General features: G+C 65.2%; 26 protein-coding genes. 8 read left to right on the forward strand and 18 right to left on the reverse strand.

The window, feature by feature from the left end; translation table 11 throughout:
• The first annotated feature begins 27 nt into the window (after nt 1-27).
• Together SBA_RS01840 and SBA_RS01845 are read left to right on the forward strand one after the other, a co-directional pair.
• Complete coding sequence (locus tag SBA_RS01840; protein ID WP_261935698.1) at nt 28-1,149, forward strand: hypothetical protein; 1,122 nt, start codon at nt 28-30, stop codon at nt 1,147-1,149.
• The gene (locus tag SBA_RS01845) at nt 1,142-1,543 is read left to right on the forward strand and encodes a hypothetical protein (protein WP_261935699.1); all 402 of its coding nucleotides are present in this window, start codon (nt 1,142-1,144) and stop codon (nt 1,541-1,543) included. Before SBA_RS01840 ends, SBA_RS01845 begins: the two co-directional genes overlap by 8 nt.
• Before the next feature lie 28 nt (nt 1,544-1,571).
• Here the strand turns inward: SBA_RS01845 and SBA_RS01850 are convergent, their stop codons facing one another.
• From SBA_RS01850 to dapA, 4 genes are all read right to left on the reverse strand, one after another.
• The gene (locus tag SBA_RS01850; protein ID WP_261935700.1) at nt 1,572-3,959 is read right to left on the reverse strand and encodes a hybrid sensor histidine kinase/response regulator; all 2,388 of its coding nucleotides are present in this window, start codon (nt 3,957-3,959) and stop codon (nt 1,572-1,574) included.
• Between the two features lie 70 nt (nt 3,960-4,029).
• Complete coding sequence (locus tag SBA_RS01855) at nt 4,030-4,623, reverse strand: DUF2062 domain-containing protein (protein ID WP_224550411.1); 594 nt, start codon at nt 4,621-4,623, stop codon at nt 4,030-4,032.
• A complete protein-coding gene (gene smpB / locus SBA_RS01860) occupies nt 4,620-5,102 on the reverse strand; it encodes an SsrA-binding protein SmpB (protein ID WP_066599515.1) in 483 nt (160 codons plus the stop codon). The genes SBA_RS01855 and smpB overlap by 4 nt, the downstream gene beginning before the upstream one ends.
• Before the next feature lie 115 nt (nt 5,103-5,217).
• A complete protein-coding gene (gene dapA / locus SBA_RS01865) occupies nt 5,218-6,096 on the reverse strand; it encodes a 4-hydroxy-tetrahydrodipicolinate synthase (RefSeq protein ID WP_224550338.1) in 879 nt (292 codons plus the stop codon).
• Nucleotides 6,097-6,243: 147 nt separating this feature from the next.
• Here dapA and SBA_RS01870 point away from each other — a divergent pair, with 147 nt between their 5' ends.
• Nucleotides 6,244-8,286: a lytic transglycosylase domain-containing protein gene (locus SBA_RS01870; RefSeq protein ID WP_390902426.1), complete on the forward strand. Its 2,043-nt coding sequence runs from the start codon at nt 6,244-6,246 to the stop codon at nt 8,284-8,286.
• A gap of 109 nt (nt 8,287-8,395) precedes the next feature.
• The gene (gene greB / locus SBA_RS01875) at nt 8,396-8,881 is read left to right on the forward strand and encodes a transcription elongation factor GreB (protein ID WP_261935702.1); all 486 of its coding nucleotides are present in this window, start codon (nt 8,396-8,398) and stop codon (nt 8,879-8,881) included.
• A 200-nt stretch (nt 8,882-9,081) separates the two neighbouring features.
• Here the strand turns inward: greB and SBA_RS01880 are convergent, their stop codons facing one another.
• Nucleotides 9,082-9,999 (reverse strand): LysR family transcriptional regulator, encoded by a 918-nt coding sequence (locus tag SBA_RS01880; protein WP_261935703.1) that lies wholly within the window; start codon nt 9,997-9,999, stop codon nt 9,082-9,084.
• A gap of 155 nt (nt 10,000-10,154) precedes the next feature.
• Between SBA_RS01880 and bla the strand changes: the two genes are divergently transcribed.
• The gene (bla, locus tag SBA_RS01885; protein WP_390902427.1) at nt 10,155-10,988 is read left to right on the forward strand and encodes a subclass B3 metallo-beta-lactamase; all 834 of its coding nucleotides are present in this window, start codon (nt 10,155-10,157) and stop codon (nt 10,986-10,988) included.
• Between the two features lie 59 nt (nt 10,989-11,047).
• Here bla and SBA_RS01890 read toward each other — a convergent pair whose 3' ends face one another.
• The 4 genes from SBA_RS01890 to aspS all read right to left on the reverse strand — a co-directional run bounded on the left by SBA_RS01890 (nt 11,048) and on the right by aspS (nt 15,430).
• The gene (locus SBA_RS01890; RefSeq protein ID WP_224550343.1) at nt 11,048-11,233 is read right to left on the reverse strand and encodes a hypothetical protein; all 186 of its coding nucleotides are present in this window, start codon (nt 11,231-11,233) and stop codon (nt 11,048-11,050) included.
• Between the two features lie 122 nt (nt 11,234-11,355).
• The gene (locus tag SBA_RS01895) at nt 11,356-12,669 is read right to left on the reverse strand and encodes a methyl-accepting chemotaxis protein (RefSeq protein WP_261935705.1); all 1,314 of its coding nucleotides are present in this window, start codon (nt 12,667-12,669) and stop codon (nt 11,356-11,358) included.
• A gap of 74 nt (nt 12,670-12,743) precedes the next feature.
• Entirely contained in the window at nt 12,744-13,526 is a 783-nt protein-coding gene (locus tag SBA_RS01900) for a polyphosphate kinase 2 family protein (protein WP_224550345.1), read from the reverse strand.
• A gap of 119 nt (nt 13,527-13,645) precedes the next feature.
• Entirely contained in the window at nt 13,646-15,430 is a 1,785-nt protein-coding gene (aspS, locus tag SBA_RS01905) for an aspartate--tRNA ligase (RefSeq protein ID WP_261935706.1), read from the reverse strand.
• Nucleotides 15,431-15,557: 127 nt separating this feature from the next.
• On the opposite strand from aspS, the gene rnd reads away from it, so the two are divergent.
• From rnd to SBA_RS01920, 3 genes are read left to right on the forward strand one after another with little or no spacing between them, the layout of a single operon-like run.
• The gene (gene rnd / locus SBA_RS01910; RefSeq protein WP_261935707.1) at nt 15,558-16,724 is read left to right on the forward strand and encodes a ribonuclease D; all 1,167 of its coding nucleotides are present in this window, start codon (nt 15,558-15,560) and stop codon (nt 16,722-16,724) included.
• Between the two features lie 10 nt (nt 16,725-16,734).
• Nucleotides 16,735-17,034, forward strand: coding sequence for an I78 family peptidase inhibitor (locus tag SBA_RS01915; protein ID WP_261935708.1), 300 nt, complete (start codon nt 16,735-16,737; stop codon nt 17,032-17,034).
• 28 nt (nt 17,035-17,062) lie between these two features.
• A complete protein-coding gene (locus tag SBA_RS01920; RefSeq protein ID WP_261935709.1) occupies nt 17,063-17,446 on the forward strand; it encodes a nuclear transport factor 2 family protein in 384 nt (127 codons plus the stop codon).
• 7 nt (nt 17,447-17,453) lie between these two features.
• Here SBA_RS01920 and SBA_RS01925 read toward each other — a convergent pair whose 3' ends face one another.
• From SBA_RS01925 to ctaD, 9 genes are all read right to left on the reverse strand, one after another.
• Nucleotides 17,454-19,280 carry a diguanylate cyclase gene (locus SBA_RS01925; RefSeq protein ID WP_261935710.1) on the reverse strand — a complete coding sequence of 609 codons (1,827 nt, stop codon included), beginning with the start codon at nt 19,278-19,280 and terminating at the stop codon, nt 17,454-17,456.
• A gap of 76 nt (nt 19,281-19,356) precedes the next feature.
• On the reverse strand, nt 19,357-20,226 hold the full coding sequence (locus SBA_RS01930) for a class I SAM-dependent methyltransferase (RefSeq protein ID WP_261935711.1): 870 nt from the start codon (nt 20,224-20,226) through the stop codon (nt 19,357-19,359).
• Between the two features lies 1 nt (nt 20,227).
• Nucleotides 20,228-21,628 (reverse strand): threonine synthase, encoded by a 1,401-nt coding sequence (gene thrC / locus SBA_RS01935; RefSeq protein WP_261935712.1) that lies wholly within the window; start codon nt 21,626-21,628, stop codon nt 20,228-20,230.
• A 44-nt stretch (nt 21,629-21,672) separates the two neighbouring features.
• Nucleotides 21,673-22,332, reverse strand: a complete 660-nt coding sequence (locus SBA_RS01940) for an SURF1 family protein (protein ID WP_261935713.1) — start codon at nt 22,330-22,332, stop codon at nt 21,673-21,675.
• An 85-nt stretch (nt 22,333-22,417) separates the two neighbouring features.
• Nucleotides 22,418-23,248 (reverse strand): cytochrome c oxidase subunit 3, encoded by an 831-nt coding sequence (locus SBA_RS01945; protein WP_261935714.1) that lies wholly within the window; start codon nt 23,246-23,248, stop codon nt 22,418-22,420.
• A gap of 42 nt (nt 23,249-23,290) precedes the next feature.
• Nucleotides 23,291-23,866 carry a cytochrome c oxidase assembly protein gene (locus SBA_RS01950; RefSeq protein ID WP_224550352.1) on the reverse strand — a complete coding sequence of 192 codons (576 nt, stop codon included), beginning with the start codon at nt 23,864-23,866 and terminating at the stop codon, nt 23,291-23,293.
• On the reverse strand, nt 23,866-23,994 hold the full coding sequence (locus SBA_RS01955) for a hypothetical protein (protein ID WP_261935715.1): 129 nt from the start codon (nt 23,992-23,994) through the stop codon (nt 23,866-23,868). The genes SBA_RS01950 and SBA_RS01955 overlap by 1 nt, the downstream gene beginning before the upstream one ends.
• Nucleotides 23,991-24,911, reverse strand: a complete 921-nt coding sequence (locus tag SBA_RS01960; RefSeq protein WP_224550413.1) for a heme o synthase — start codon at nt 24,909-24,911, stop codon at nt 23,991-23,993. Before SBA_RS01960 ends, SBA_RS01955 begins: the two co-directional genes overlap by 4 nt.
• A 149-nt stretch (nt 24,912-25,060) precedes the next feature.
• Nucleotides 25,061-26,749: a cytochrome c oxidase subunit I gene (ctaD, locus tag SBA_RS01965; protein ID WP_224550353.1), complete on the reverse strand. Its 1,689-nt coding sequence runs from the start codon at nt 26,747-26,749 to the stop codon at nt 25,061-25,063.
• Between the last annotated feature and the right edge of the window lie 5 nt (nt 26,750-26,754).

Consider the following 26,754-nt stretch of genomic DNA (forward strand, 5'->3'; position numbering starts at 1 on the left):
ATAACAACTCGGGGTGAGACAATGGAGATGGAATCGGAGACCTATCGGCTCGGATTTTCCACCTGGTTGCGAACTGGCCGCTGGCCGATTGCTGCACAGCGCGATGACGTTGAACTGAAGTTCAACCCCTATCACGATCCACGGAACGGACAATTTACCTTCGCACCGGGCGGGCCACGTTCGCTCAATAGGGTGATCGTCTCGCATGGACGGCAACACGCCCTGCGAAACGCGCGTCCAGCATTGACGAATACTGCATCGACGGGGAAAGGCTTGACGGTCAGCAATGCGGCCGGACGTCAGGCGACATTGCAGGATGCCCTGTATCGGCCGGGCGAGCATAGCGCTTCCATAATAGCAGCATCTCGCGCTCCCAGAGCCTCACGCGGCAGCAATGCCAGCGCCTTCCACGATCCCATGACGTTGCAGCAGGCGGTTCCCAATCTTGAGGGTCGGCCGGGAGGCGCAATCATAGCGTTGGCTGACACTCTTCTCGATATCACCGGCCCAGCACAAGAATTGACCGCCCAAATGACGCGGGACTGGTCAAATCAGTTGATCAATCAGGTCCGGGCTCTCGATCCTGAATATCGTTTCGATAGCCTGGGTTTCCCGCAGACCTTGGAAGGCCAGATCAACCAGTTGAACACACTCCGCTTTGATCGGGCCGTAGCCTTTCTGCGCATGAGACAAGAAGTGAGGCCGCTGCAAGTAGAGATTTTGCGATTCATACAGCAACGAGTCGATAGGGCTTATGCAGATGGCATCAAGTTGCTACGCGCTGGTAAATTAACCATTCGACTGTCAGAACGGGAAGCTCTCGGCAATTTCATTGATCGAAGAGTACGGTTCGATCTGCGCAAGCAGTTCAGTCGGTATGGTATTGAATCGGCCGGAAAAGGGCCCGTACGCGTAAATAGAAGAGAAAATGACACTTCAGGAAGCGAACTGACCTTCCGGTTGCCGGATGCACGCATCGGAGACATTGCCTATGATGTGACTTTAACGCAAAAAACCTTGAAAAATGCACAAGTAAGAGGTTTTTTCAATACAGATTTCAAGCCCAGTCATGTTATTATCATTCGCCCTCGTCAGGTCGGATTAAATAGTAGCTATGTTATAACACGATCGGAGACAAAAAATGATTGAATATTTTGTTAGCTCTTATCGTAAAACCAATCCCTATATTCCAGATTCACTTAGCGAAATTTATGATATGCTGGGATCTATGATCTTAGGTGCCCCCACCTTTATCGACGCAACCGGGGTTTTCCACGATCAAAACATCGACACCGAATTTCATGCGCTGACCGAGGGGTTCGGGAAAGTGCGCAAGAAACTCGGCGACGACCGCTATGCCCAACTGATCGCACTCGCCGCGCGGGCGAAGACCCTGTTCGCCGACGACCCCAACGATGACAACGGAAAGACCGATGAGGGCCGGGCTTTATTGTTCGAGATCGAAAAGCTGATCCAGGCAACACGATCGCGCCGCGTGGCTGCGAAGCGGAAGGACGATGACGGCGACGTTTCCGGCGACTGATCCAGAGGTCGCGTCGTCAGTCCCTCGATCACTTGGCCGTCGGCCGCATCGCCAGCGCGTCGCGCGCGGCCTCCGCCAGCTGGCTGACCGAGAAGGGCTTGGGCAGGAAGGCGACATGGGCGATGTCGATCGATTTGCGCAGCTGTTCCTCGGCATAGCCCGACATGAACAGCACCGGCAGGTCGGGATAGGCGCGGCGGGCCTGGGCGACCATAGCGGGGCCATCCATATTGGGCATGACGACGTCGGAGATGAGGAGGTCGATCTTCTCCGGGCCGCCCAGCACCTCCAGACCCTGTTCGCCGTCATTGGCGGTCAGCACCTTATAGCCCTGCCGCGTCAGCGCCCGTTCGGCGACGGCGCGGACCATATCCTCATCCTCCACCAGCAGCACGGTGCCGGTGCCCCAGGTTTCGGGCCGCGGCGCGGGCGCCTTCACCGGGGCCGGCTGTTCGGCGTCGGCGCCGGCATAGACCGGCAGGTAGATGACGAAGCTCGCGCCGCGGCCCAGTTCGGATTCGGCGAAGATATAGCCGCCCGACTGTTTGACGATGCCGTAGACGGTGGAGAGGCCAAGGCCCGTGCCCTTGCCCAGTTCCTTGGTGGTGAAAAAGGGTTCGAAAATCTTCGCGAGGATGTCCGGCGGGATGCCGAGCCCGGTGTCCGACACGCGCAGCGCGGTATAGTCGCCCACCGGCAAAATCTGCTGGCGCATTTCGCGCACCTTGATCGCGGGGACGGCATAGGTCTGGATATTGACGGTGCCGCCTTCGGGCATGGCGTCGCGGGCGTTGACCGCCAGATTGACGATCACCTGTTCCAACTGGCCCGGATCTGCGCGGATCGCGCCCAGATTGCGGCCGTGGGTCACGTCCAGCTTCACATTTTCGCCGAGCAGGCGCTTCAGCAGATTGGAGACGTCGGCGACGATGTCGGGGAGTTGCAATATCTGCGGGCGCAAGGTCTGTTGGCGCGAGAAGGCGAGCAGCTGGCGGGTCAGGCCCGCGGCGCGATTGCTGTTCGACTTCACCTGCTGGATATCGTCATAATCGCTGTCGCCCGGCGTATGGCGCATCAGCATCAGGTCGCAATGGCCGATGATCGCGGTCAGGATATTGTTGAAATCATGCGCGACGCCGCCGGCGAGCTGGCCGATCGCCTGCATCTTGGTCGCCTGCGCGACCTGGCGCTTGAGCTTGGATTCCTCGCTATTGTCCTTGAGGCTGAGCAGCACCGCCGCTTCGCCCAGGCCGCGCACGCCGGCCAGGCTGAGCGCGATCGGATCGTCGGGCGTGTCGCGCATCCGCACCGCGATGTCGCCCGACATTTGCGGGCCGACGGCGAAGCGGCGCACCGCGTCGGCGACCGCCGCCTGATCCTCCCGCACGACGAGGTCGCCGGGATAGCTGGGCTTGTCGCCGGACTTGAGGCCCGCGACCCGCGCGAAGGCGTTGTTGACGAACAGGACGCGCCCGTCCCGGTCGGCCATGGCGAGGCCGAAGGGCAGCAGCGACAGCAGGGTTTCGATATAGGAGAGCGCGGAGGTGCCGCCACCGCCCGCCGGTTCGTCGATCAGCAGCAGCAGCAGCATCGGCCCGTCCTGCATCGACGCCTGCGATCCGTTGGGCTGGGCGGCGCGCTTCAAGGGTACCTGGAGCAGGCGCAGCGGCAGGCCGCCCTGCTCCTCGCGCGCCAGAAACAGTCGCCCCTTGTCATCCACCCGCATATGGGCGGCGAAGTCGCGGCCGCCGATATTGGCGTCGATCCGCCCGGCGGCGCGCAGCAGGAAGGCGCCATTGGCGGCGCGGATGCGCCCCTCCCCGCCGATCAGCACCGCCATGATGCCTGCTTCGCCGAGCTGGCGGCCCGCTTCCCCGGTGAGGAAGCGATTGACGTCGTCCAGCGCGCTGGGCTGGCGCACCGGCGAGAAGCGCCAGAGCAGATAATCTTCCGACCGGCCGGTGCGGGCGACATCGACGTCGAGGCGCAGCGCGCCCTGCGCCACGCCCTCATGCCTGGCCTCGCCGTCGCGCCAGGCGGCGCGGGCGGCCGCGGAGAGAGCATCGTTGAGCGCCGCGTCGGCAGTGACGGCGGGCGGGGTCGGGTAGCCGGGAAACCATTCGCCGAACAGATCGCTGGCGCAGACCAGCCGCCCAGCCCGGTCGGTGACGGCGATGGCCATGCTGGATGCGTCGGCCGCGGCGCGGGCCACGGTCCAGTCGGGCGTGGCTTCCCGGTCCGAGATTTGGGGCGGATAGAGATGCTGATACCAGGTCAGCAGCGCTGCTGCGGTCAGGATCGTCGCGGCGAAACCGGCGGCGAGCGGCCAGCTGCCCACCGCGTAGAGGACGAGCGCGGCGGAGGCCAGGGCGGCAAGGATCAGCAGCGGCAGCGCCAAGCGCGAGCGCGGCTGCATCAGCCAGGCCTCTTCACCTCTTTTCAACCCGACACCTCTGATACGAAACTGGACCTGAATGTTCCGCCGATCAGACGCCGGCGGCCTTCTCCAATGCGCCGCTTTGATGGACCTTGCCAATCCTCAATTTGCGCGCCTGCCATTTCCGCCCCATGCGGCGGCGCCAGAACCAGTCTGCGATGACATAGCCGATGACGGCGCTGGCGAGCGAGATCAGGAAGAGGCCGAGCAGCATCGCGGGCGCCGCTTCGGACAGGAGCCATGTGGTCCATTGGCTCACCGATGCATGGCCATCGACCAAAGCCATGAAGCCGGTCGCATCGGCGCTGCGCCCCAGCATCCAGTTGCCCAGCCAGACCGACGCCATCAGGATGAGCGGCGTGGTGGCGGGATTGGAGAGGAAGGTCATCGCGGCGGCGACCGGGATATTGGCGCGGAACGGCAGCGCCAGCAACGCCGCGCCGGCGATCTGCACGCCGGGGATCAGCAGGAAGATGCCAACGAACAGGCCCAGCGCCACGCCGCGCGGCACCGACCGGCGGGTGAAGCGCCAGAGCGAGGGTTCCAGCACGCGATGGGCGACGGGAGCCAGGACGCGGCTCTGTTCAAGCGATTCGCGGGTCGGGCAATTGGCGTGCCACCAGCGGGTCAGGCGGCTCATCAGCCCTTGTCCCGCATGATGCGCTGCTGGTCGCGCTTCCAGTCGCGGTCCTTGATCGTCTCGCGTTTGTCGTGATTCTGCTTGCCCTTGGCCAGCGCCAGCTCGATCTTGGCGCGGCCGGTGCTGTTGAAATAGATCATCAGCGGCACCAAAGTCATGCCCTTGCGCGACACGGCGCTGTGCATCTTCTCGATCTCGCGCTCGTGCAGCAACAGCTTGCGCGGCCGCTTGGGCTCGTGATTCTCGCGGTTGCCATGGCTATATTCGGGGATGTTGCTGTTCACCAGAAACACCTGGTTGCCCTTCACCTCGGCATAGCTTTCGGCGATATTGCCCTCGCCCCCGCGCAACGCCTTCACCTCCGTGCCTTGCAGGGCGATGCCGGCCTCGAATACGTCCTCGATGAAATAGTCGAAGCGTGCGCGCCGGTTTTCGGCGACGATCTTCTTCTTGTCGAAGGTTGCGGGACGGGGGCGGGCCATGGTCTTGTCTATGCTTCCATTCGTGTCGGGCCGGGATGGCGACTATACGCCCCGCGCCCCTCTCCTATTCCATGCCTGCGCCCGGAATGGGCAGGATATGGTGTCGATCGCGTCGTTACACCAGCCCGGCGATTTCCAGCGCGCGATCGACCGCGGCCCGGCTCGATTCCGACGGCCAGGTGATCGGCAGGCGGACGTCGCTGGGCATGTCGGCGCGCACGCGCGTAAGCGCATATTTAACCGGACCGGGTGAAGAATCGCTGAACAGGGCATCGTGCAGGGGATAGAGACGATCCTGCAACGCCAAGGCGCCATCCCAGTCATGGCGCGCGCAGGCCGCCTGGAAATCGGCGCACAGGCGCGGCGCGACATTGGCGGTGACGCTGATGCACCCCTTGCCGCCCATCGCGTTGAAGCCCAGCGCCGTTTCGTCATTGCCCGAAAGCTGGCAGAAGTCGGGACCGCAAGCCAGCCGCTGGGCGGTGACCCGCCCCAGATTCCCGGTGGCGTCCTTGATCCCCACGATCGACTGATATTCCTCGGCCAGGCGATACATTACCGGCACGCCGATGTCGGTGATGGTGCGACCGGGCACATTGTACAGGACGATCGGCAGGTCGCAGCGTTCGGCCAGATAGGCGAAATGCTGATACACGCCATCCTGATTGGGCTTGTTATAATAGGGCGCGACGACCAGCGCGGCGTTCGCGCCGGCACCCTGCGCCGCATACATATGTTCGAGCGCGATTCGCGTGTCGTTGGAGCCGCAGCCGGCGATCACGGGGACGCGGCCGGCGGCCTGATCGACGCAGATGGCGATGACGCGATTATGCTCCTCGACCGTCATCGTCGCGCTTTCGCCGGTGGTGCCGCAGGGGACGAGCGCGCTCGAACCTTCCTCTATCTGCCAGTCCACCAGCGCGCGAAACGCCGCCTCATCGACCAGCCCATCGCGAAATGGGGTCACCAGAGCCGGAATCGAGCCCGAAAACATGATTAAACTCCTTCAAATCTCCGGGCAGCCGGGGCATGATCGATCGAGCCGCGCGCTATAGCGCGTCATTCAGGGCCTGATAAGGATGCAATTGCGATAATGTCCAGCATGCGCGCCACCACCCATGTCGAAAGTTATCTGATCCGCATGCCCATCATTGCCCTGTTGCTCATGACCGCCGGCGCCGGCGCCCAGACCGAGATGGTCCAGCCCGTACCGCCCGAATATCCCACGGCGCGCGGTCCGGTCGTCCAGCCGCTGCCTGCGCAGAATAACGGCCCCAGCCCCTGGCAACAGGCGCAAAGCCGGATCGGCGTGGCGCAGGACGGCAGCATCGCCGGCACGATCAGCCAGTGGCGCGCCTTGCAGCAGAGCGACGCCCTCGGCTTTTCCACCTATGCCAGCTTCATCGTCGCCAATCCCGGCTGGCCGGGCGAGGACCGGATGCGGCGGCTGGCGGAGACGGGAATCAATCCCGACAGTTTCGATCCCAGTCAGGTAGCGGGATTCTTCGCGCGCTTCCCGGCGCGAACCGCGACCGGCCATGCCCGCAACGCCGTGGCGCTGATGCAGCTCGGCCGGATGGACGAGGCGCGAATCGCCGCCTGCAACGCCTGGATCGGCGGATCGCTCAGCCCCACCGACGAGGCGCGGCTGCTGTCGCTGTTCGGCTCCAGCCTGACGCCGGCCGATCATGACCAGCGTGCCGACGCGCTGCTCTGGGCCAATGACAGCAACGGCGCGGCGCGGATGATCGCCTATGTCAGCCCCGCCCGGCGGCCGGTATTCCAGGCGCGTATCGCCTTCCGGCGCAAGGCGCCCGATGCGGCGATGCTGATGCAGGCGGCCGAGGCCACGGGCGCGAGCGATGCGGGTTTCGTCGCCGACAAGGCGATCTGGCTGCGCGACAGCGGCAACTGGGTCGCGGCGCGGCAATATCTGGCGAACCGCAGCGCCGTCGCCTACCGCCCCAGCAACGCCGAGAAATTCTACGAAATCCTGCTGGATCAGGCGCGCGCCGCATCCAATGACAGCCAGTGGAGCTTCGCCTACGGCATCGCGAGCAAGATCGACGACGCAGTCGCGCCGGGCACCGACATCAGCACCCAGCCGATCGGCGTGCGCGACGACTATACCAGCCTGGCCTGGCTGGCGGGCAGCACGGCCTTTTACAATTTGAACCGCCCGACCGACGCGGTGACGATGTTCCGCCGCTATGCCGATGCGGCCAAGTCGCCCCAGACCAAGTCGAAAGGCTATTATTGGGCCGGCCGCGCCGCGCTCCAGTCCGGCGATGCGGCTACCGCCAACAGCTATTTTGCCCAGGCGGGCGTCTATCCCGATCAGTTTTACGGGCAACTGGCGCTGGAGCGGCTGGGCCGCCCGATCCCCGCCCCCGCCACGGTTGAGCGGCCGGTGCCGATTTCCCAGGCCGAACGCGCCGCGTTCGACAATCGGACGGTGGTGCGCGCGGTGCAGGCGCTGGGCCAGATGGGCTATTGGGAAGACCAGAGCAAATTCGCCCGCGCCATCGCCAACAATGCCGACAGCGATACCGACCATTATCTGGCGGCCGAACTGGCGCAGAAGATCGGCCGCCCGGACATGGGCGTGATGGTCGGCCGCCGCGCCGTGTCGAGCGGGCTGACCGGTTATGGCCAGAGCGCCTTCCCGCGCGTTCCGGTGCCGTCCGAAGCGCAATATAACTGGACCATGGTCCATGCTATCGCCCGGCAGGAAAGCCAGTTCGACAAGCAGATCGTCAGCCATGCCGGCGCGCGCGGCCTGATGCAGCTGATGCCCGGCACCGCGCGCGAGCAGGCGGGCAAGCTCGGCATGAGCTACAATCCTGGATCGCTCAACGAGCCGAGCTACAATATCATGCTCGGATCGTCCTATTTCCAGCGGATGCTGGACTATTATGGCGGCAGCTACCCGCTGGCGGTGGCGGCCTATAATGCCGGGCCGGGCAATGTGAACAAATGGGTTCGCGCCAATGGCGACCCACGGATGCCGGGCGCGGACATGCTGCGCTGGATCGAGCAGATCCCGATTTTCGAGACGCGCAACTATGTGCAGCGCGTGCTGGAAAATGCCGTGGTCTATGAGGCGATGAACCCGGAGCGGGCGAAGTTCCGGGGGACCAATGCGGTGCTGAGCCGCTATCTGGGCAAGCAGACGCCGGGTTAGGGGTAGTCTTACAGGCTGCGTCATCCCGCTTCTTCGACGTCGAGAAGAAAGCGGGATCCTGGGTCAGGCGCGGGATGACGAAGATGGGAATGGGCAGTAGGGTGACGCCATGACCACCCCCTATCCCAACTATATTTCCCCCGAAGGCTTCGCGAAGCTGCGCGCCGAATATGACCATTTGCTGGGCACCGAACGGCCGCGCATCGTCGAGGTGGTGAGTTGGGCCGCGGGCAATGGCGACCGCAGCGAGAATGGCGATTATCTCTACGGCCGCAAACGGATGCGCGAGATCGATTTTCAGCTCAAGCGCCTGTCGAAGAAGATGAAGGACGCCAAGGTCGTCGATGCCCGCCAGCAGCCCGACAAGGGCCGGGTCTATTTCGGCGCGACCGTCACCATCGCGGACGAGGACGACAATCACCGCACCGTCACCATCGTCGGCAATGACGAGACGGATGTGGACGCGGGGCGGATCGGCTGGGGATCGCCCATGTCGCGCGCGCTGCGCGGGGCGGCGGTGGGCGACCTGCGCCGCGTGCTGCTGCCGGCGGGGGAGAAGGAATATGAGGTGATGGCGATCGCCTATCCGGCATGACCGAGACAGCAAGTTGGACAGTTGTGGCGGTTTTGCGCTTTTCGTGAGCTGAGGAACGCAATACACTTATTCGTGATTATAATTCACGGATCGTGGCAACATTGCACGGATGTAACAGACCGGAACCAGCCCCGTCCGTTCGGGCTGAGCCTGTCAAAGCCCCATTCTTCCCTCCTCGCGACATGAAAGAAGAAAACCCTTCAACAGGCTGAGGGTGAACGGGCTGTATTCTGGATTGCCGTGCGCCTGTCCCCCCCGGCAGCGGCAATGAGCCATGTGCGGAAATCCGCCATCGCCGGACTGTCGGCGCGCGACATCAGGCGGGTAAGCCAGTAGCCGCCCAGATCGACCGTCGTGGCGAAGGGCTGGACCAGGCGGCCCGCGTGCAGATCGGCGTGAAACAGGGCGGGCGGGGCCAAGGCGACGCCCAAGCCACGCAGCGCCGCCTGCACCATCAGGATCGAACTGTCGAACAGCGGCCCGCGCAGCGGCGGGCAGAGGAAGCCGGCCGCCGCGAACCAGCGCGGCCATTCGTCGGCGCGGTAGGAGCGCAGCAGGGTTTCGCGCGCGAGCGCGGCCGGATCGGGCAGACGCGCCGCGACCTCGGGCGTGCAGAGCGGGGCGAGCGGCGCGCGCAGGATCGGGTCGGCATGGGTGCCATGCCAGGCGCCGTCGCCGAAGCGGATGGCGAGGTCCAGCCCCTCCCCCGCCAGATCGACGCGGTTGTTGTTGGTCATGATGCGCAGATCGACATGGGGGCAGGCCCGTTCGAAATCCGCCAGCCGATCCAGCAGCCAGCCGGCCGCGAAGGTGCCGACGACGCCCAGATTGAGGATTTCGCGCGGGCGGCCGCCCTCGATCCGGTCCAGCGTCGCACCGATCCGGTCGAGCGCGTCGCCCATGACCGGCAGCAGCGCGCGGCCTTCGTCGGTCAGCATCAGGCCGCGGGGCAGGCGGCGGAATAGCGGCGCGCCCAGTCGCGCCTCCAGCCCTGCCACCTGCTGGCTGACCGCACCCTGGCTGACGCACAGTTCGATGGCGGCTTTGGTAAAATTGAGATGACGCGCCGACGCCTCGAAGGCGCGCAGGGCGTTCAGGGGCAATTGGGCGCGGTCCATGGGGCAAGAGCCATAAGCCTGGCTTATGGCTCTGTCGAGAAATGCTGCTTTGCGGGCGGCCGCCCGACAGGGCAGCTTCGCCTTCACGAAGCAATGGAGGCAGGATCATGCGGAAAACGGCGGCATTGGCTATTAGCCTGGCTGGGATCGCGACCATGGGTGCGGGCAAGCCCGGCGGCGGCGCATCGCCGCCGGTCTCGCCCGATCATGCCAAGTGGATGGAACCGCAATCGCCCGCCCGGCTCTACGGATCGACCTATCTGGTCGGGTTCGGCGATTTGAACGTCGCGATGATCCGCACCAGCGCGGGGCTGATCCTGATCGATGGCGGCGTTCCGGAAGGGGTGCCGGAGATTGCGGCGAATCTCCGCCAGCTCGGCCTGTCGATCAAACAGGTGAAGCTGATCCTCTCCACCGAGCCGCATTATGACCATGCCGGCGGCATCGCCGGGCTGGCGCGGGACAGCGGCGCGACCGTGATCGCCAGCGCGGCCGGCGCGGCGGTGCTGCGGACGGGCGGCGGCGACCCCGACGATCCGCAGGCGGCCTGGCTGGATCGCTTTCCCGGCGTCGCGAAGGTGCGGCGCGCGCACGATGGGGAAGTGATCCGGCTGGGCGAGACCGCCGTCACCGCCCATGCCACGCCGGGCCATACGCTGGGCAGCATGAGCTGGAGCTGGAAAAGTTGCGAGGGGAAGGATTGCCGGACGATCGTCTTCGGTTCCAGCCTCAATCCGATCGCGCCCGATGGCTGGCGCTTCGCCGATCCGGCGCACCGGCCTTTCGTCGACGCGTTTCGCACCAGCTTCGCGCGGGTGAAGGCGATGCGCTGCGACCTGCTGATCCCGTCCCACCCGGCCGACGATCAGGCCGACAGGCTGGCGCGGCTGCACAAGACTCGCACGCCCAACCCGTTCCTCGACCCCCGCGCCTGCCGCGCCTATGCGCAGCGGGCGGAGTCCGCGCTGGGCAAGAAGCTGGCGGAGTGACGTCCGTTCGGTTCGCGCAGGCTTTTCGACAGGCTCGAACCGAACGGAGATGGGAAACTCTATTCGTGCGGACGTAGCGCCTGGTTCAGGCTGTCGAGCACGGCATCGATCGGTTCGGTCACGGTCACGCTGCGCCCTTCGCCGAAGCGGATGCGGGTGCCGTCGCTGACCGAGGAAACGAAGGTGACCTGCGCGGGGTTGATCGCGGTCTGGGTGCGATCGGTGCCGACGAACATCACGAGCATGGCGTCCTCTCCTTTTTTGTGGCCGCATTTTCCGAGCCGCCGACTTTATTGTCGACTTGAAAATGCGGCTGTCTTTGGAAGAACAGCCTAACCTTTTCGCGCGCCGACGCCAGAGGGATCGTTCAGGCGGCGCGGATCGCCGCGATAAAGCCGCTCGCGCGCTGCTCCAGCCGATGCGCTTCGTCGGCCAGGGCGTCGGCGACATCGCGCATTCCGCGCGCCGCCAGGACGGTGGCCTGGGCATTGTCGCTGATCTGGCGCGCGCCGGTGCGGATATGGGCGCTGGACGACCCCGCCTCCGCCACGCTGTCCGCCATGGTCCGGCTGAAGAGACTCTGCCGCGCCACCGCCTCGAACACCGCCGCCGACAGCCGGTCGGCGCGGGCCATGGTGGCGTCCATATGCGCATGGCCGGCCGCCACATCGCCGATGGCGGTGCGGATATGGTCGATCCGCCCGGCTATGCCGGCCGCGGCGTCGCGGGTCTGCTGGGCAAGCGACTTCACCTCGCGCGCGACGACGGCGAAGCCCTGCCCCGCTTCGCCTGCGCGCGCGGCCTCTATGCCCGCGTTGAGCGCCAGCATGGCGGTGGCGCGGGCGATGCTGTCGATGAGGGCAATGACCTCGCCGATGCCGTCGGCCTCGACCCGGAGCGCCGCGCTGCGTTCGACCCCGGACCGGCTACGCGCCGCCGCCTCCGATATCGCCGCGCCCGCCGCCTGCGCCTCGGCCTCCATCGCCCGGAACAGCTGCCCCAGTTCGGCGCCGCCCGACGCCACATCGGCCAGCCGCTCCGCCGTCTGCGCGGCGGCGACGGCCATCGCCGCCGAATCGGCCCCATCGCCCGCGGCCCGCTCCGCCGCCTGCCCCGCCAGCGCCGACAGCCGCTCGGCCATTGCCGCCATGTCGGCGATCATCGTCGCGATATCCTGGCGGAAGGCCGCGCTTTCCTGGGTGATCTGCTCGACCCGTGCGGTCCGCGCCAGCGCCACCCGCGCGTCGCGTTCGGCCGCCAGCCGCAGCAGCAGCCCGCCGTCGAGCACGCCGCCATAGAGGCCGGCGTCGGTGACGATCAGCCCGTCGCAGCCCGCACCCTGCGCCGCGAACAAATCGACCAGCGCCTCCACGCTGGCGGCGCGATCGACCGTGGCGCAGGGGCGGACATGATCGTCCAGCCGCCCGCCGAAACTGGGATTGCGCAGCAGCGCATGGCCGAAGGGATTGAACAGGATGCGGCGCATGTCGCGCTCATAGATGGCGCCGACGGGGCGATCGCGCGCATCCAGCACCGGCAGCAGGCGCAGGGCCGAATCGCGCTGGAACCAGTCCACCGCTTCGCTGAGCGGCTGGCCCAGGCGCACGACCGGCGTCCGCTCCGCCAGGGGCAGACCGGGGACGACGGACGGATCGGGCATGGCGATGGGCGCGGCTAACATGGACAGCGGCTTAGACGGTCAATGGTAAATGCGCGGTTAGAATTTCATGACACTTTTGTTACAAGTAGCTGATTTCATTTGGATTTATAGCCAAATGCGTCCTGCGCCAGTTTGACCACGGCAGGGTCCGCATCGGGGAAATCCATCGGCACCAGCTTTTCCAGCCGGTCGGCGACATAGGTCAGGGCCGCGATCCGCCCCGCCTTGCGGTGATTATTGTCGATCACCTGCCAGGGCGCGTGCTTGCTGTCGGTTTTCTTGAACATGGCGTGCATCGCGTCGAGATAGTCGGCGCGGCGGGCGCGGTTGCGATAGTCGTCCGCGCCGGTCTTCCATCGCTTCCACGGCGTATCGAGCCGCTGGGCGAGCTGTTCGTCCTGGGTTTCCTGGGTGATGTGGACGAAGAGTTTGACGAAGTTGGTGCCGGCCTGCGCCAACTGCTTTTCGAAGGCGTTGATCTCGTCATAGCCGCGCTTCCAGTCGGCCTTGCTGCAGAAACCCTCGACCCGCTCGACCAGTACGCGGCCGTACCAGCTACGGTCGAAAATGCCGATATTGTGGCTGGCGGGCAGGCGCGTCCAGAAGCGCCAGAGGAAATGATGGTCGCGCTCCTCCGCGTTCGGGGCGGAAATGGGGTGGACCTGATAATAGCGCGGGTCCCAGTCGGCGCTCATCCGCTTGATGATGCCGCCCTTGCCTGCGGCGTCCCAGCCCTCCAGCAGGATGACGCTGCGTTTGCCATGGAGGATATGGGCGACCTGAATCTTGGCGAGCCGCCGCTGCAGGGCGAGCAGGTCGGCGTCATAGTCGCCCTTGTACTTCGCGCCCTTTTCATAGTCGGCAAGGTCGATGGTCATGGCTACCCTCTCTACCGTTCGGGCTGAGCGAAGTCGAAGCCCTCCACTGAACGCAGTGAAGTGCCTTCGCTACGCTCAGGAGAGTCCTTCGACAAGCTCAGGACGAACGGACTGAAGGATCAACCCTTCGCCTGCGGCTCCACGACGCGGACATGGAGTTCGCGCAGTTGCTTGAATTCGGCCGCGCTGGGCGCGCCCATCAGCAGGTCTTCGGCGCGCTGGTTCATCGGGAACAGCGTGATTTCGCGCAGATTCTGCGCGCCGCACAGCAGCATCACGATGCGGTCGACGCCCGCCGCCATGCCGCCATGGGGCGGCGCGCCGTACTGGAAGGCGCGGTAGAGGCCGCCGAAGCGGTCTTCGACATCCTGCTGGCTGAGGCCCACCAGTTCGAACGCCTTGACCATCAGCTCGGGCGACTGGTTGCGGATCGATCCCGACGCGATCTCATAGCCGTTGCAGACCATGTCATATTGATAGGCGTTGATCGTCAGCGGATCCTGGTTGTTCAGCGCGTCGAGGCCCCCCTGCGGCATCGAGAAGGGGTTGTGCGCGAAATCGACCGACTTGGTGTCTTCGTCATATTCGTAGAAGGGGAAGTCCACGATCCAGCACAGGTCGAAGCGGTCCTTGTCGATCAGGTTCAGCGTTTCGCCGACGCGGGTGCGGGCGAGGCCGGCCAGCTTGGCGGCCTGGCCTTCCTTGCCCGCAGCGAAGAACACGCCGTCATTGGGGCCAAGGCCGAGCGCGGCGATCAGCTTGGCGGTTGCTTCCTCGCCATGATTCTTGGCGATCGGGCCGCCGGGGACGCCATCCTTGATGTTGATATAGCCCAGGCCCGAATAGCCCTCGGCCCGCGCCCAATTGTTCATTTCGTCGAAGAATTTGCGGCTGCCTGCGCCTGCGCCGGGCGCCGGGATCGCGCGGATCACGCTGCCGCTGTCGACCAGCGACGCGAAGATGCCAAAGCCCGATCCGACGAAATGCTCGGTCACGTCGGTGATGAGGATGGGGTTGCGCAGGTCGGGCTTGTCGCTGCCATATTTCAGCAGCGCTTCGGCGTGCGGGATGCGCGGGAAGCTGCCTGCGGGCGTGACCGGCTTGCCATCGGCGAACTGTTCGAACACCTGCGCGATGACCGGCTCCATCGTGTTCCAGACATCTTCCTGGGTGACAAAGCTCATTTCCAGATCGAGCTGGTAGAATTCGCCGGGCAGGCGGTCGGCACGCGGGTCTTCGTCGCGGAAGCAGGGGGCGATCTGGAAATAGCGGTCGAAGCCTGCGACCATCAGCAACTGCTTATATTGCTGGGGCGCCTGCGGCAGGGCGTAGAATTTGCCCGCATGGATGCGGCTGGGCACCAGGAAGTCGCGTGCGCCTTCGGGGCTGGAAGCGGTCAGGATCGGCGTCGAATATTCGGTGAAGCCGATGCCTTCCATGCGGCGGCGCATGTCCGAGATGATCTTCGTGCGCTTGACGATATTGGCGTGCAGCGTTTCGCGGCGCAGATCGAGGAAGCGGTAGCGCAGGCGGATATCTTCGGGATAGTCCTGCTCGCCCGCGACCGGCAGCGGCAATTCGGCGGCGGTGGAGAGGATGGTGACGCTGTCGGCCACAATCTCAATCTCACCGGTTTCCATCCGGGGGTTGATGGCTTCGGGCGCGCGCGCCACGACATGACCGTTGATCGTCACGACGGATTCGAGACGGAGGCTTTCAAGCGCGCGGAGCGGATCGCTGTCCGCCTTCGCCACCACCTGCGTGATGCCATAATGGTCGCGCAGATCGACGAACAACACGCCGCCATGATCGCGTTTGCGATGCACCCAGCCCGACACGCGGACCTCAGTGCCGACATCGGCTGTGGTCAGGGCGCCGCAGGTGTGGGTGCGATAGGCGTGCATGGCGTTTTGGTCTTTCAGCTTCGTTTTACGGAAATGACAAAGTGTTGCAGTCCCGCTATGGCCTATGCTGTCAAGCATTGACCAGTCCGCCGGACGCGGGCCAGCCCATAATAAGATCGAAGACCATATGCAAATTCATCCGCTGATTACCGACAGCAAGACGCTTTCCGATTTCTGCGCCCGCATCGCAAAGTCCCCCTACATCGCCGTCGATACCGAGTTCATGCGGGAAAACAGCTATTGGCCCGAACTCTGCCTGGTCCAGGTCGCCGACCCGAACGAGGCCGCCGCGATCGACCCCAAGGCGCCGGGGCTGGACATGACGCCGCTGCTGGACCTGCTGGTCGACAATGAGGATGTGCTGAAGGTCTTCCATGCCGGTGGGCAGGACATAGAGATCGTCCACAACCTGACCGGCAAGACGCCGCATCCGATGTTCGATACGCAGATCGCGGCGATGGCGCTGGGGCTGGGCGAGCAGATCGGCTATGGCAATCTGGTCGACGCCTGGATGGGCGTGGTGCTGGACAAGGGCGCGCGCTTTACCGATTGGGCGCGGCGGCCGCTGGACAAACGACAGATCGACTATGCGATCGGCGACGTCACATACCTCATTCAGATTTTCCCCAAGATGCTGGAAGAGTTGCGCAAGACCGGGCGCGGCGACTGGCTGGATCAGGAAATGGAGCGGATCAGCGATCCGGCCCATTATGAAAATGACCCGTCGCAAGCGTGGCAGCGGGTGCGCATCGCCAGCAAGAAGGCGGACGTGCTGGGCCGGTTGAAGGCGCTGGCCGCCTGGCGCGAGATCGAGGCGCAGGACAAGAACCTGCCGCGCGGGCGCATCGTCAAGGACGAGACGCTGGCCGACATCGCCAGCCATCCGCCGCGCAATCAGGAGGACCTGGGCAAGGTGCGCGGGCTGAGCGCGACCTGGCGCACCAACGATATCGGCGCGCGGCTGATGAGCGCGCTGGCCAGGCACCAGCCGCTGGGCAAGGACGAGATGCCCGAGCGCGATCCCAAGCGGCCGGGGCTGGGCAAGGACGGGGCGCTGGTCGCCGACCTGCTCAAGCTGCTGCTCAAGATCCGGTCGCGCGACATCAATGTGGCGGCGCGGCTGATCGCGCGGACCGACGATATCGATGCGCTGGCGGCGGGCGTGCGCGAGGGCCTGTCGATCCTCGAAGGCTGGCGCTATGAACAATATGGCCGCGACGCGGTCGATCTGGTCGAGGGCCGCATGGCCTTTGCGGTCAAGAATGGCCGGTTGAAGATGACGCGCACGGAATAGGAGAGCAGTGATGCGGAGGATGGTTGCGGGCCTGATGGTTCTGGGCCTGACCGCCTGTGCGGGCGCGAATGGGCCGGGGCCGGAAACGCCGCCGGCCGTCGCCGAAGGACCGTGCCAGAATGCGGGCCTCGACAGCTTCGTCGGGCAGAAGGCGAGCGCGCAGGTCGGCGCGGCCTTGCTGAAGGCGTCGGGCGCGAAAAGCTTGCGCTGGGGCGGACCGGGCATGGCGATGACGATGGATTTCCGGCCGGACCGGCTGACCGTGAGTTATGACGCGGCGATGGTGATTATGTCGGCGCGCTGCGGGTAATCAAACGGATCGAGAGTTTTATCTGGAAATGACCGCCACGGCCGACCTTGCCATTCGTCTGGCGCGCGCGGCGTTCAACCGGGCGCTGGCGGAGGCAGACCTTGCCTCCATCGGACCGTTGCTGGCGATGGATGTCGTCATGGTCACCGGCACCGACAGCGCAGTGATCGCGGGGCGCAAGGCGCAGTTGATGGCGTGGAAGCGGGAGTTCGCCGCCAAGCCGCGCATGATCTACACCCGCACGCCCGAAAGCATCGTTGCGTCGCCGGTGGAGCCGATCGCGATGGAGCATGGGGTCTGGCAGGGCGTCGTCGATGGCGTCATCCAGGCGTCGGGCAGCTACAGCGCCAAATGGCGCGGGGTCGGCGGACAATGGGTGATCGAGGCGGAACTCTACCTGACGTTGGCGTGAGAACGGCTCAGGCGGCGGCCGGCAGGTCGATCACGGCGCGGTTGCGGCCCTCGCGCTTGGCCCGGTAGAGCGCCGCGTCGGCGGCCTGCACCAGCGTCGATCCGTCGATCGCCATCTTGTCGTCCCAACTGGCGATGCCGAAGGACATGCTGGTCGATCCCAGCGCCCGCCCCCCTTGGCGGAGCACGATTTCCATGATCCCCTTGCGCACCATTTCGACCCGCGCAGCCAGCGCCTGCGCCGTGGCGCCCGGCGCGATGACGGCAAATTCCTCTCCGCCATAACGGCAGACGATGTCGCCATCACGGAAACGGCTGCGCATTTCGGTCGCGACCGACTGCAGCACCGTATCGCCCGCATCATGGCCGAATTCGTCGTTGAACCGCTTGAAATGGTCGATGTCGCACATGACCACGCTGAGCGGTGCGCCCGAACGGCGCGCCCGCGCGATCTCGATCGCCAGCGATTCCTGCATGTAGCGGCGATTGAACAGGCCGGTCAGCGGATCGCGGATCGTCTGTTCGCGCAAGCCCCGCTGGAGGCGATGGTTGACGAGGGCGGAGCTGATATTTTCCGCCATCACGGTCAGGCGGAAGCGGCTTTCCTCCTGCACCACGCCCTGAAGATAAAGGGTGCCGATCACTTCGCCCCCAGCCAACAGCGGTTCGCAATGATAGAGCAGGTCGGCGTCGACATGGGAGCAGACGATGTCGCCCCCCGGCTGCGCGACGAAATGACTCTGTCCCCGGCGCAGCGCCCAGCACTGGTCGGGGGCGAACCCCTCTTCACGCGGCTGGAATCCGTTCCATCCCGTGATCGGAACCAGCAGGTTGCGGCTGTTATTATGGGCATAGAGCGCGCCCGGAACCCCCGGCAGCACGCGCGGCACGAAAACGCGGATGACCTGCGCCAGCTCCTCGTCGGTGCGCGCCGCCTGCATCCGGTGGGCCATGCCGCCGAGCAGTTCGATCGCCTCGCCCCGCTCCTGCAGCGTATCGCTGTTGCGCAGCAATTGTGCATGGGCGGCCTGCAAGTCCTGCGCGCTGCGGCCCTGATCGGCGATGGCGGCCTGCAACTGATCGGCCATGGCGTTGTAGCCATGGGCGAGCTGCGCAAATTCCCGCGATCCCATCGTCGCGGTGACGCGCCTGTCGCGATCCCCGCGACCCAGCGCCGTCATCGCCTGATGGATGAGGCCCAGCGGCTGGCGGATGCCCCAGATCAGGAGCAGCGATATCGACAGGATCGCGAGCGCCAGCAACGGACCGCCGACCAGCGCTAATTGCCTGACCCAGGCCAGGCGGCTGTCCGCCGCCGCGATCCGCGTGATACGCAAGGCGCGCTCTTCGCTGAGAAAACTGTCCGCGCGCAGCGACAACATGGTCATGAGGTCGCGCCCGGTGCCCGCAGCGATGGAACCGCGAGCCGCATCGAATTGCCCGCGCCGTGCCTGTTCCAGTGTATCGCGCAACAGGGTGACACGCCGTTCCGCCAGCGCCTGCACGTCCCGAGCCCGTATATTCTGCGCCCGATTATCGGCGGTCAATCGCACCAGCCGGGCCATCGACTGGCGCGCATCGGCGATCCGGGCGTCGGTCGGGTCGGCAAAGCTGGCGTTGCGGGTCAGGACGAAGCCGCGCTGCGCCGATTCCGCCTCGCGCAGCGCCACCAGCGCATCGTCCATCGTCTCGATCACTTCGGCCGAATGGGTGACCCAGCGAAAACTGTCGCGGGTCTGGATCGACGCATCCACCAGCATCCAGATGAGCGCCAGCAAGGCGATGAGGACCAGCGCGCCAAAGGCGGCAATCCGGGCGGTAATAGATGTGAACATGCGCGACCTGCCTGTAAGCCGCGATGCTTGCGCCCAAATGGTTACCAAAATCTATATTGCGCGACCAAGCGCGCGCTTAGCGCTTCCAGCGGGCCCAGATCGCGGTCGGCAGGGCGATGCCGCGCGCTTCCTCGCGCACCGCCAGCTCGCCCGCTTCCACGGTGCCGGGCAGGTCGGCAAAGGCCTGGCGCAGCAATTCGCCGATCGCCAGCGCCGACATGCGCACGGCATAGACGGTGAGGAACAGGAAGCGGCTGTCGGCATCCAGCAGCGCACGGCAATTGGCGATCAGGCCGGGCAGGTCTTCCTCCAGCCGCCACACTTCGCCGTCGGGACCGCGGCCATATTTGGGCGGATCGAGCAATATGCCGTCATAGCGGCGGTTGCGGCGCACCTCGCGGGCGACGAACTTGGCGGCGTCCTCGACGATCCAGCGGACCGGCTTCTCCTCCATGCCGGAAAGCGCCGCGTTGGCGCGGGCCTGGGCCACCGATTTCTTGGACGCATCGACATGGACCATGCGCGCGCCGCCGGCCGACAGGGCCAGCGTGCCGACGCCGGTATAGCCGAACAGGTTCATGACCTCGGCATCGGGTTTATCCGCATAGGTGGCGCGCAGATCGTCCCAGATCGGCGCCATGTCGGGGAAGAAGCCGAGATGGCGGAAGGGAGTGCAGCTCGACTGGAAGGTGACTTCGCGCCAGTGGAGCGGCCAGCCTTCGGCCGGGACCGGCTTTTCATAATACCAGCGGCCGCCGCCATCCTCGTCCGATCCGGGAATGAACTCGCCGTCGGCGCGCCAGTCGGTCGTTGCGGGCTTCCACATCGCCTGCGGTTCGGGGCGGATGAAGCGGAAGCGGCCATAGCGTTCCAGCTTCCGCCCGTCGCCGCTGTCGAGCAGGCCGTAATCGGACCATGGCTCGCCGATAAGGGTCTTGAGTTCCAACTTAGCCGCGCGGGGTCGCGCGTTCGGCGACATAGGCGGTGACCGCCTCGAACGTGCCGGGCAGCTTGGCGTAGCTTTCCTCGCGCGCGAACAGGTCGCCGACGCGCGCGGGGAGCGGCGGGCGGGTGCCGGTCGCGCGTTCGACGGCGTCGCGGAACTTGGCGGGGTGGGCGGTCGCCAGCGTGACAACCGGGATGTGCGCATCGATGCCCGCTTCGCGCGCGGCGGCGAGGCCGATCGCGCTGTGCGGGTCGAGGATCTGGCCTGCGCCGTCATAGGCCCAGCGCATCGCCATCGTCATGCCGTCGGCATCGACGCGGGCGGAACTGAACAGATGCGCCGCGCCTTCGCGCTGGGCGTTGGTCAGGCGCATCGCCTTGCTGGTTTCGAAGCCGCGCATCTGCTCCGCCAGCGCCAGGCCGTCGCGGCCGCCGGCGTCGAACAGCAGGCGTTCGAAATTGGAGCTGACCTGGATGTCCATGCTGGGGGTGGCGGTCGGCACGACCTGGCCCTGGCTGTAATCGCCTTCGGACAAGGCCCGGTGCAAGATGTCGTTGACGTTGGTCGCGACGATCAGCTTCGCGACCGGCAGGCCCATCTTCGCCGCGACATAGCCCGCGAACACGTCACCGAAATTGCCGGTGGGGACGGAGAAGGCGACCTCCCGCTCCGGCGCGCCCAGGCGCACGGCGGCGTAGAAATAATAGACGACCTGCGCCATCAGCCGCGCCCAGTTGATCGAATTCACGGCGGACAGATTGAAGCGGCTCTTGAAATCCGCGTCGTTGAACATCGCCTTCACCAGCGCCTGCGCATCGTCGAAGCTGCCTTCGATCGCGATGTTATAGACGTTGGGGGCCAGCACGGTGGTCATCTGGCGGCGCTGGACGTCCGACACCCGGCCTTCGGGATGGAGCATGAAGATGTCGATCTTCTCGCGTCCCGCGACCGCGTCGATCGCGGCCGACCCGGTATCGCCCGAGGTCGCGCCGACGATGGTCAGGTGATCGTCGCGGCGCGACAGGAACCGTTCGAACAGCTGGCCGAGCAACTGGAGCGCGACGTCCTTGAAGGCGAGCGTGGGGCCATGGAAGAGTTCGAGCAGCCAGTTTTGATGATCGAGCTGCACCAGCGGGGTCACGGCCTGATGGCTGAAACGGCCATAGGCGGCGGTGCACAGCTCGCGCAGTTCGTCTTCGTGGAGCGATCCCGCGACGAAGGGCGCCATGACCCGGACGGCGGTTTCGACATAGGACAGGCCGGCCAGATCCCGAATCTGGTCGGCGCTGAACGCCGGCCAGCTGGTGGGCAGATAGAGGCCGCCGTCGGACGCGAGTCCGGCCAGCGTCACATCCTCGAAACCGAGCGCGGGCGCGCTCCCCCTGGTGCTCTGATATTGCATAATGGGAAAGCGCGGTAGCGACCCGCGCGCGCGGGAGCAAGCGATTAGGCGGATGGCGGCGGCTTTGGCGGTGCATTGCGGCGGCGCAGCGCCAATATGTAGATGATCACCGCCACGGCGGCGAAGAAGAACCATTGCACCGCATAGGCAAGATGGTTGTTGGGCACGTCGGCGGCGCTGGGCGGTGCCGCGGGCTTGAGGCCGGCGGGCGCCTGCCGCGCGATCAGCATCGGGCGCAGCGGCGTCGCCTTGCCGCCGATCCGCGATAGCAGGGCGCGGTGGTCCGGCTCCTCCGAAATCCAGCCTGATACCTGCCCGCCGGTCCAGTTCGGCTTGTCGTCGGGCTTTTGCCCCACGCCGATCGCGACCAGCGCGCCCGGCCCCTCCGCCCCGGTCGCACATTGCGCGATATGACGATAGCCGGTCGATCCGTCGGCGGCGCGGCCCGCCTCGATCCGCCAGCCGACCACGCGCAGGCAATGGACCGACGAGGGACGGAAGAGCAGGTCGGGCGCGACCGGCGGAAGCATCGGGAAGGCGACGGCAGGCCGGCCGGGATTGGCGGCGGCGAGCGCCAGCGCCTGCTCCTTTTCGCCGCGACGCTGGAGTTGCCAGACGCCAAGGGCGATCATCGTCAGCACCGCGAGCGCGACGATGATCGTGGCGATCAGCGGGGTTCGGGCGGGTGCGGGCTGATCGGTCATGAATGTCCTTGTAGCGGCCGACGGGGCAAAAGAAAACGGCCGGAGCATCGCCCCGGCCGTCTTGTCATCAGTGACTGACGGTCGATCAGCCGCCGTGGACCGGCGCGCCCCAGCCGCCCCAGACATAGATGGCGACGAAGAGGAACAGCCACACCACATCGACGAAATGCCAGTACCAGGCGGCGGCTTCGAAGCCGAAATGCTGGCGCGGGGTGAAGTGGCCCTTATAGACGCGCACCAGATTGACGATCAGGAAGATCGTGCCGACGATGACGTGGAAGCCGTGGAAGCCGGTCGCCATGTAGAAGCCTGAGCTGTAAGGCGACCCGCCGAACGCGAACGGCGCATGGACATATTCATAGGCCTGGATCGACGAGAAGAGCAGGCCGAGCAGAATAGTGCACCACAGACCCTTTTTCAGGCCGTCACGGTCGCCGTGGATCAGCGCATGGTGCGCCCAGGTGACGGTGGTGCCCGAGCAGAGCAGGATCAGCGTGTTGAGCAGCGGCAGCTCGAACGCATTCATGACCTCGATGCCCTTCGACGGGAACATCCCTTCGATCGGCGCGAGCGCGCTGGGGAAGAGTGAGAAGTCGAAAAAGGCCCAGAACCAGCCGACGAAGAACATCACTTCCGAGGCGATGAACAGGATCATGCCGTAGCGCAGGTGCAGTTGCACCACCGGCGTATGGTCGCCGGCATGGGCTTCGGCGATGACATTGGCCCACCAGCTGTAGAAGGTGAACAGCACGCCGGCGACGCCCAGCAGGAACACCCAGCCGCCCCCGGCCGGTAGCGCGTCGGGATGCATCCACATGATCGCGCCAAATGCCATGACCAGCGCCGACATGGAGCCGAAGAGCGGCCAGATGCTGGGCGGAAGGATATGATAATCGTGGTTCTTGGCGCCTGCCATCGTCTCTTCCCTGTTCGCGGTTCGCGTTATCTGATGCTTGCCTTAGCTTGGCTTCCCGCCCTGCTCAACAGGGTAGAAGGTATAGCTCAAGGTAATTTGTTGGGTGTCCTTGTTGTCGGGATCCTGCAATATCTTCGGATCGACAAAATACAGCACTGGCATACGGACTTCCTCGCCGGGCTGGAGCGTCTGCTGGGTGAAGCAGAAACACTGGATCTTGGTGAAATAGGCGCCCGCCTGCGTCGGCGTGACGTTGAAGCTGGCGGTGCCGGTTACGGGTTTGTCCGACATGTTCCTGGCGATGAAGATCGCCATGTCCTTGCGCCCGATGGTGACGGTATCCGTCCGATGTTCGGGGTAGAATTGCCACGGCATGCCGGGCTGGACGTTCGAATCGAACCGAATCGACATGGTATGGCCGACCGCCGCCTGCACCTGGACATCGGCGGCGGCCCGCTTGGTCGTGCCGCCAAAACCGGTCTGTTCGCAGAAGATGCGGTAAAGTGGCACGGATGCGAAACCCAGCCCCAGCATCGCCAGGCCGACCGTCGCCATGGCAACCAGCGTGCGCCGGTTGCGACGGTCGCGATCGAACGGGGACGGCGGGAGAGTAGCCATTAGTTGCCGCCCATCTTGGCGATGGTGATGCCGTAGAAGAGCAGGACGAGCGCGCCCAGCAGCAGGCCCATCACCAGCGCGCGGGACTTCTGCCGCGCGCGGACCTTTGCCAGTTCCTCGGGCGTCATGCGAGCAACCAGCGGTCGACGACCACCGCCCCGAACAGCAGGAAGAGATAGAGGATCGAATATTTGAACAGCCGCCGTTCGGGCTGCATCCGCGCCGGATCGCTTTCGCGGCGGCGATAGACCTGGAAGGCGAAGACGGCGAACAGCGCGGTGCCGAGCAGCGCCGCCGTTCCGTAGACGATGCCGGTCAGTTGCAGCAGCACCGGCGCCATCGCGGCGGCCGCCATGATCGCGGTATAGGCCCAGATCTGGCGGCGGGTGACGACTTCGCCCGACACGACGGGCAGCATCGGGATGCCGGCGGCGGCGTAATCGGTCTTCACGAACAGGGCGAGCGCCCAGAAATGGGGCGGCGTCCAGAAGAAGATCAGCATGAACAGGGCGACGGGCAGCGCGCTGATGTCGCCGGTGACGGCGGCCCAGCCGATGACGGGCGGGAAAGCGCCGGCCGCGCCGCCGATGACGATATTCTGCGCCGTCCGGGGCTTGAGCCAGATGGTGTAGACGAACACGTAGAAGAGAATCGAGACGGCCAGCACGACGGCGGCGAGCCAGTTGGTCGCCATGCCGATCAGGATGACCGAGAAGAAGGAGAGGCCGACGCCGAAATGCAGCGCCGATTGCCGGTCCATCCGGCCCGCGGGCAGCGGCCGGTTGGCGGTGCGCTTCATCTTGGCGTCGATATCGGCCTCATACCACTGGTTGAGCGCCGCGGCGGCGCCCGCGCCGATGGCGATGCACAATATGGCGGTGAAGGCGAGGATCGGGTGGATATGCCCCGGCGCCGCCAGCAGACCGCACAGGCCCGTGAACACGACCAGGGTCATGACTCTGGGCTTGGTCAGCGCTACGAAATCCCGCCAATGGGCAGGCAGCGTGGGGGCTTCTGCCCCGGTCACGAACGGCGAACTGGCCATAATCTCCCTCATGGGTTCAGCCCGGCGCTGTTACACGGCCGGGCTGATCTGGGCAACGGCCTCACCAGCGGATACCCGGCCGGCCCTGCCCGTGGGGCGCCCGGCCAACCGGGACGCCCCTATTCTTCTGCGATCAGTCGACTGCCCGATCAATGATGGGCATTGTCGTCGATGACCGGCAGGGTTTCGAACTGGTGATAGGGCGGCGGGCTGGACAGCGTCCATTCCAGCGTCGTCGCGCCTTCGCCCCAGGGATTGCCGACCGCCTTCTTGCCGGCCGCGAGCGACCAGATCAGATTGACGAAGAAGATCAGCATGCCGGCGGCCATGATCTCATAGCCGTGGCTGGCCAGCGTGTTCCATTTTTCGAACGCGGCCGGATAGTCGGGGTAGCGACGCGGCATGCCCGACAGGCCCAGGAAGTGCATCGGGAAGAACAGCAGGTTCACGCCGATGAAGAACACCCAGAAGTGCAACTGGCCGAGGAACTCGTTGTACATCTTGCCCGACATTTTCGGGAACCAGTAGTAGAAGCCGGCGAACAGGCCGAATACCGCGCCCAGCGAGAGGACGTAGTGGAAGTGCGCGACGACATAATAGGTGTCGTGCAGCACGTCGTCGACGCCGCCATTGGCCAGCACGACGCCGGTGACGCCGCCCACGGTGAAGAGGAAGATGAAGCCCAGCGCCCAGACCATGGGGGTCTTGAAGCTGATCGAACCGCCCCAGATGGTCGCGATCCAGGAGAAGATCTTGATGCCCGTGGGAACGGCGATGACCATCGTCGCGGCGGTGAAATACATCTTCACATTCACCGACATGCCGGTGGTGAACATATGGTGCGCCCAGACGACGAAGCCGACCACGCCGATCGCGACCATGGCGTAGGCCATGCCGAGATAGCCGAAGACGGGCTTGCGGCTGAAGGTGGAAATGATCTGGCTGACGATGCCGAAGCCCGGCAGGATCATGATATAGACTTCGGGGTGGCCGAAGAACCAGAAGAGATGCTGGTAGAGTTCGGGATCGCCGCCGCCGGCCGCGTCGTAAAAGGTGGTGCCGAAGTTACGATCGGTCAGCAGCATGGTGATCGCGGCGGCCAGGACGGGCAGCGCGAGCAGCAGCAGGAAGGCGGTGACCAGCACCGACCAGACGAACAGCGGCATCTTGTGCAGGGTCATGCCCGGCGCGCGCATGTTGAGGATGGTGGTGATGAAGTTGATCGCGCCCAGGATCGAGCTGGCGCCCGCGATGTGCAGCGACAGGATCGCCATGTCGACAGCCGGGCCTGCCGAGCCGCTGGTCGAGAGCGGGGCATAGACCGTCCAGCCGGTGCCCGCGCCGTTGCCGGTGCCGCCGGGGACGAAGGTCGAGCCGAGCAGCAGGGCGAAGGCGGGGATGAGCAGCCAGAAGCTGACATTGTTCATCCGCGGGAAGGCCATGTCCGGCGCGCCGATCATGATCGGCACGAACCAGTTGCCAAAGCCGCCGATCATCGCGGGCATCACCATGAAGAAGACCATGATGAGGCCGTGGGCGGTGATCAGCACGTTCCAGAGGTGATAGGCCTGGTCCAGCGTCGCTTCCGGGCCGTCCATCATCATGGCCCATGTGTGCAGATACTGGATGCCGGGATGCGCGAGTTCGGCGCGCATCAGGCCGGAAATGCCGCCACCGATGATGCCCGCGACGATCGCGAAGATCAGGTAGAGGGTGCCGATGTCCTTATGGTTGGTGGACATGAACCAGCGCTGGAAGAAGGCTGGCTTATGATCGGCATCGTGATGATCGTGATCGTGGGCGTGGTCGCCGTGATGATCTGCGGTGATGGTTGTCATGGCTT

The organism is Sphingomonas bisphenolicum (assembly GCF_024349785.1).
Classification (GTDB): Bacteria; Pseudomonadota; Alphaproteobacteria; order Sphingomonadales; family Sphingomonadaceae; genus Sphingobium; species Sphingobium bisphenolicum.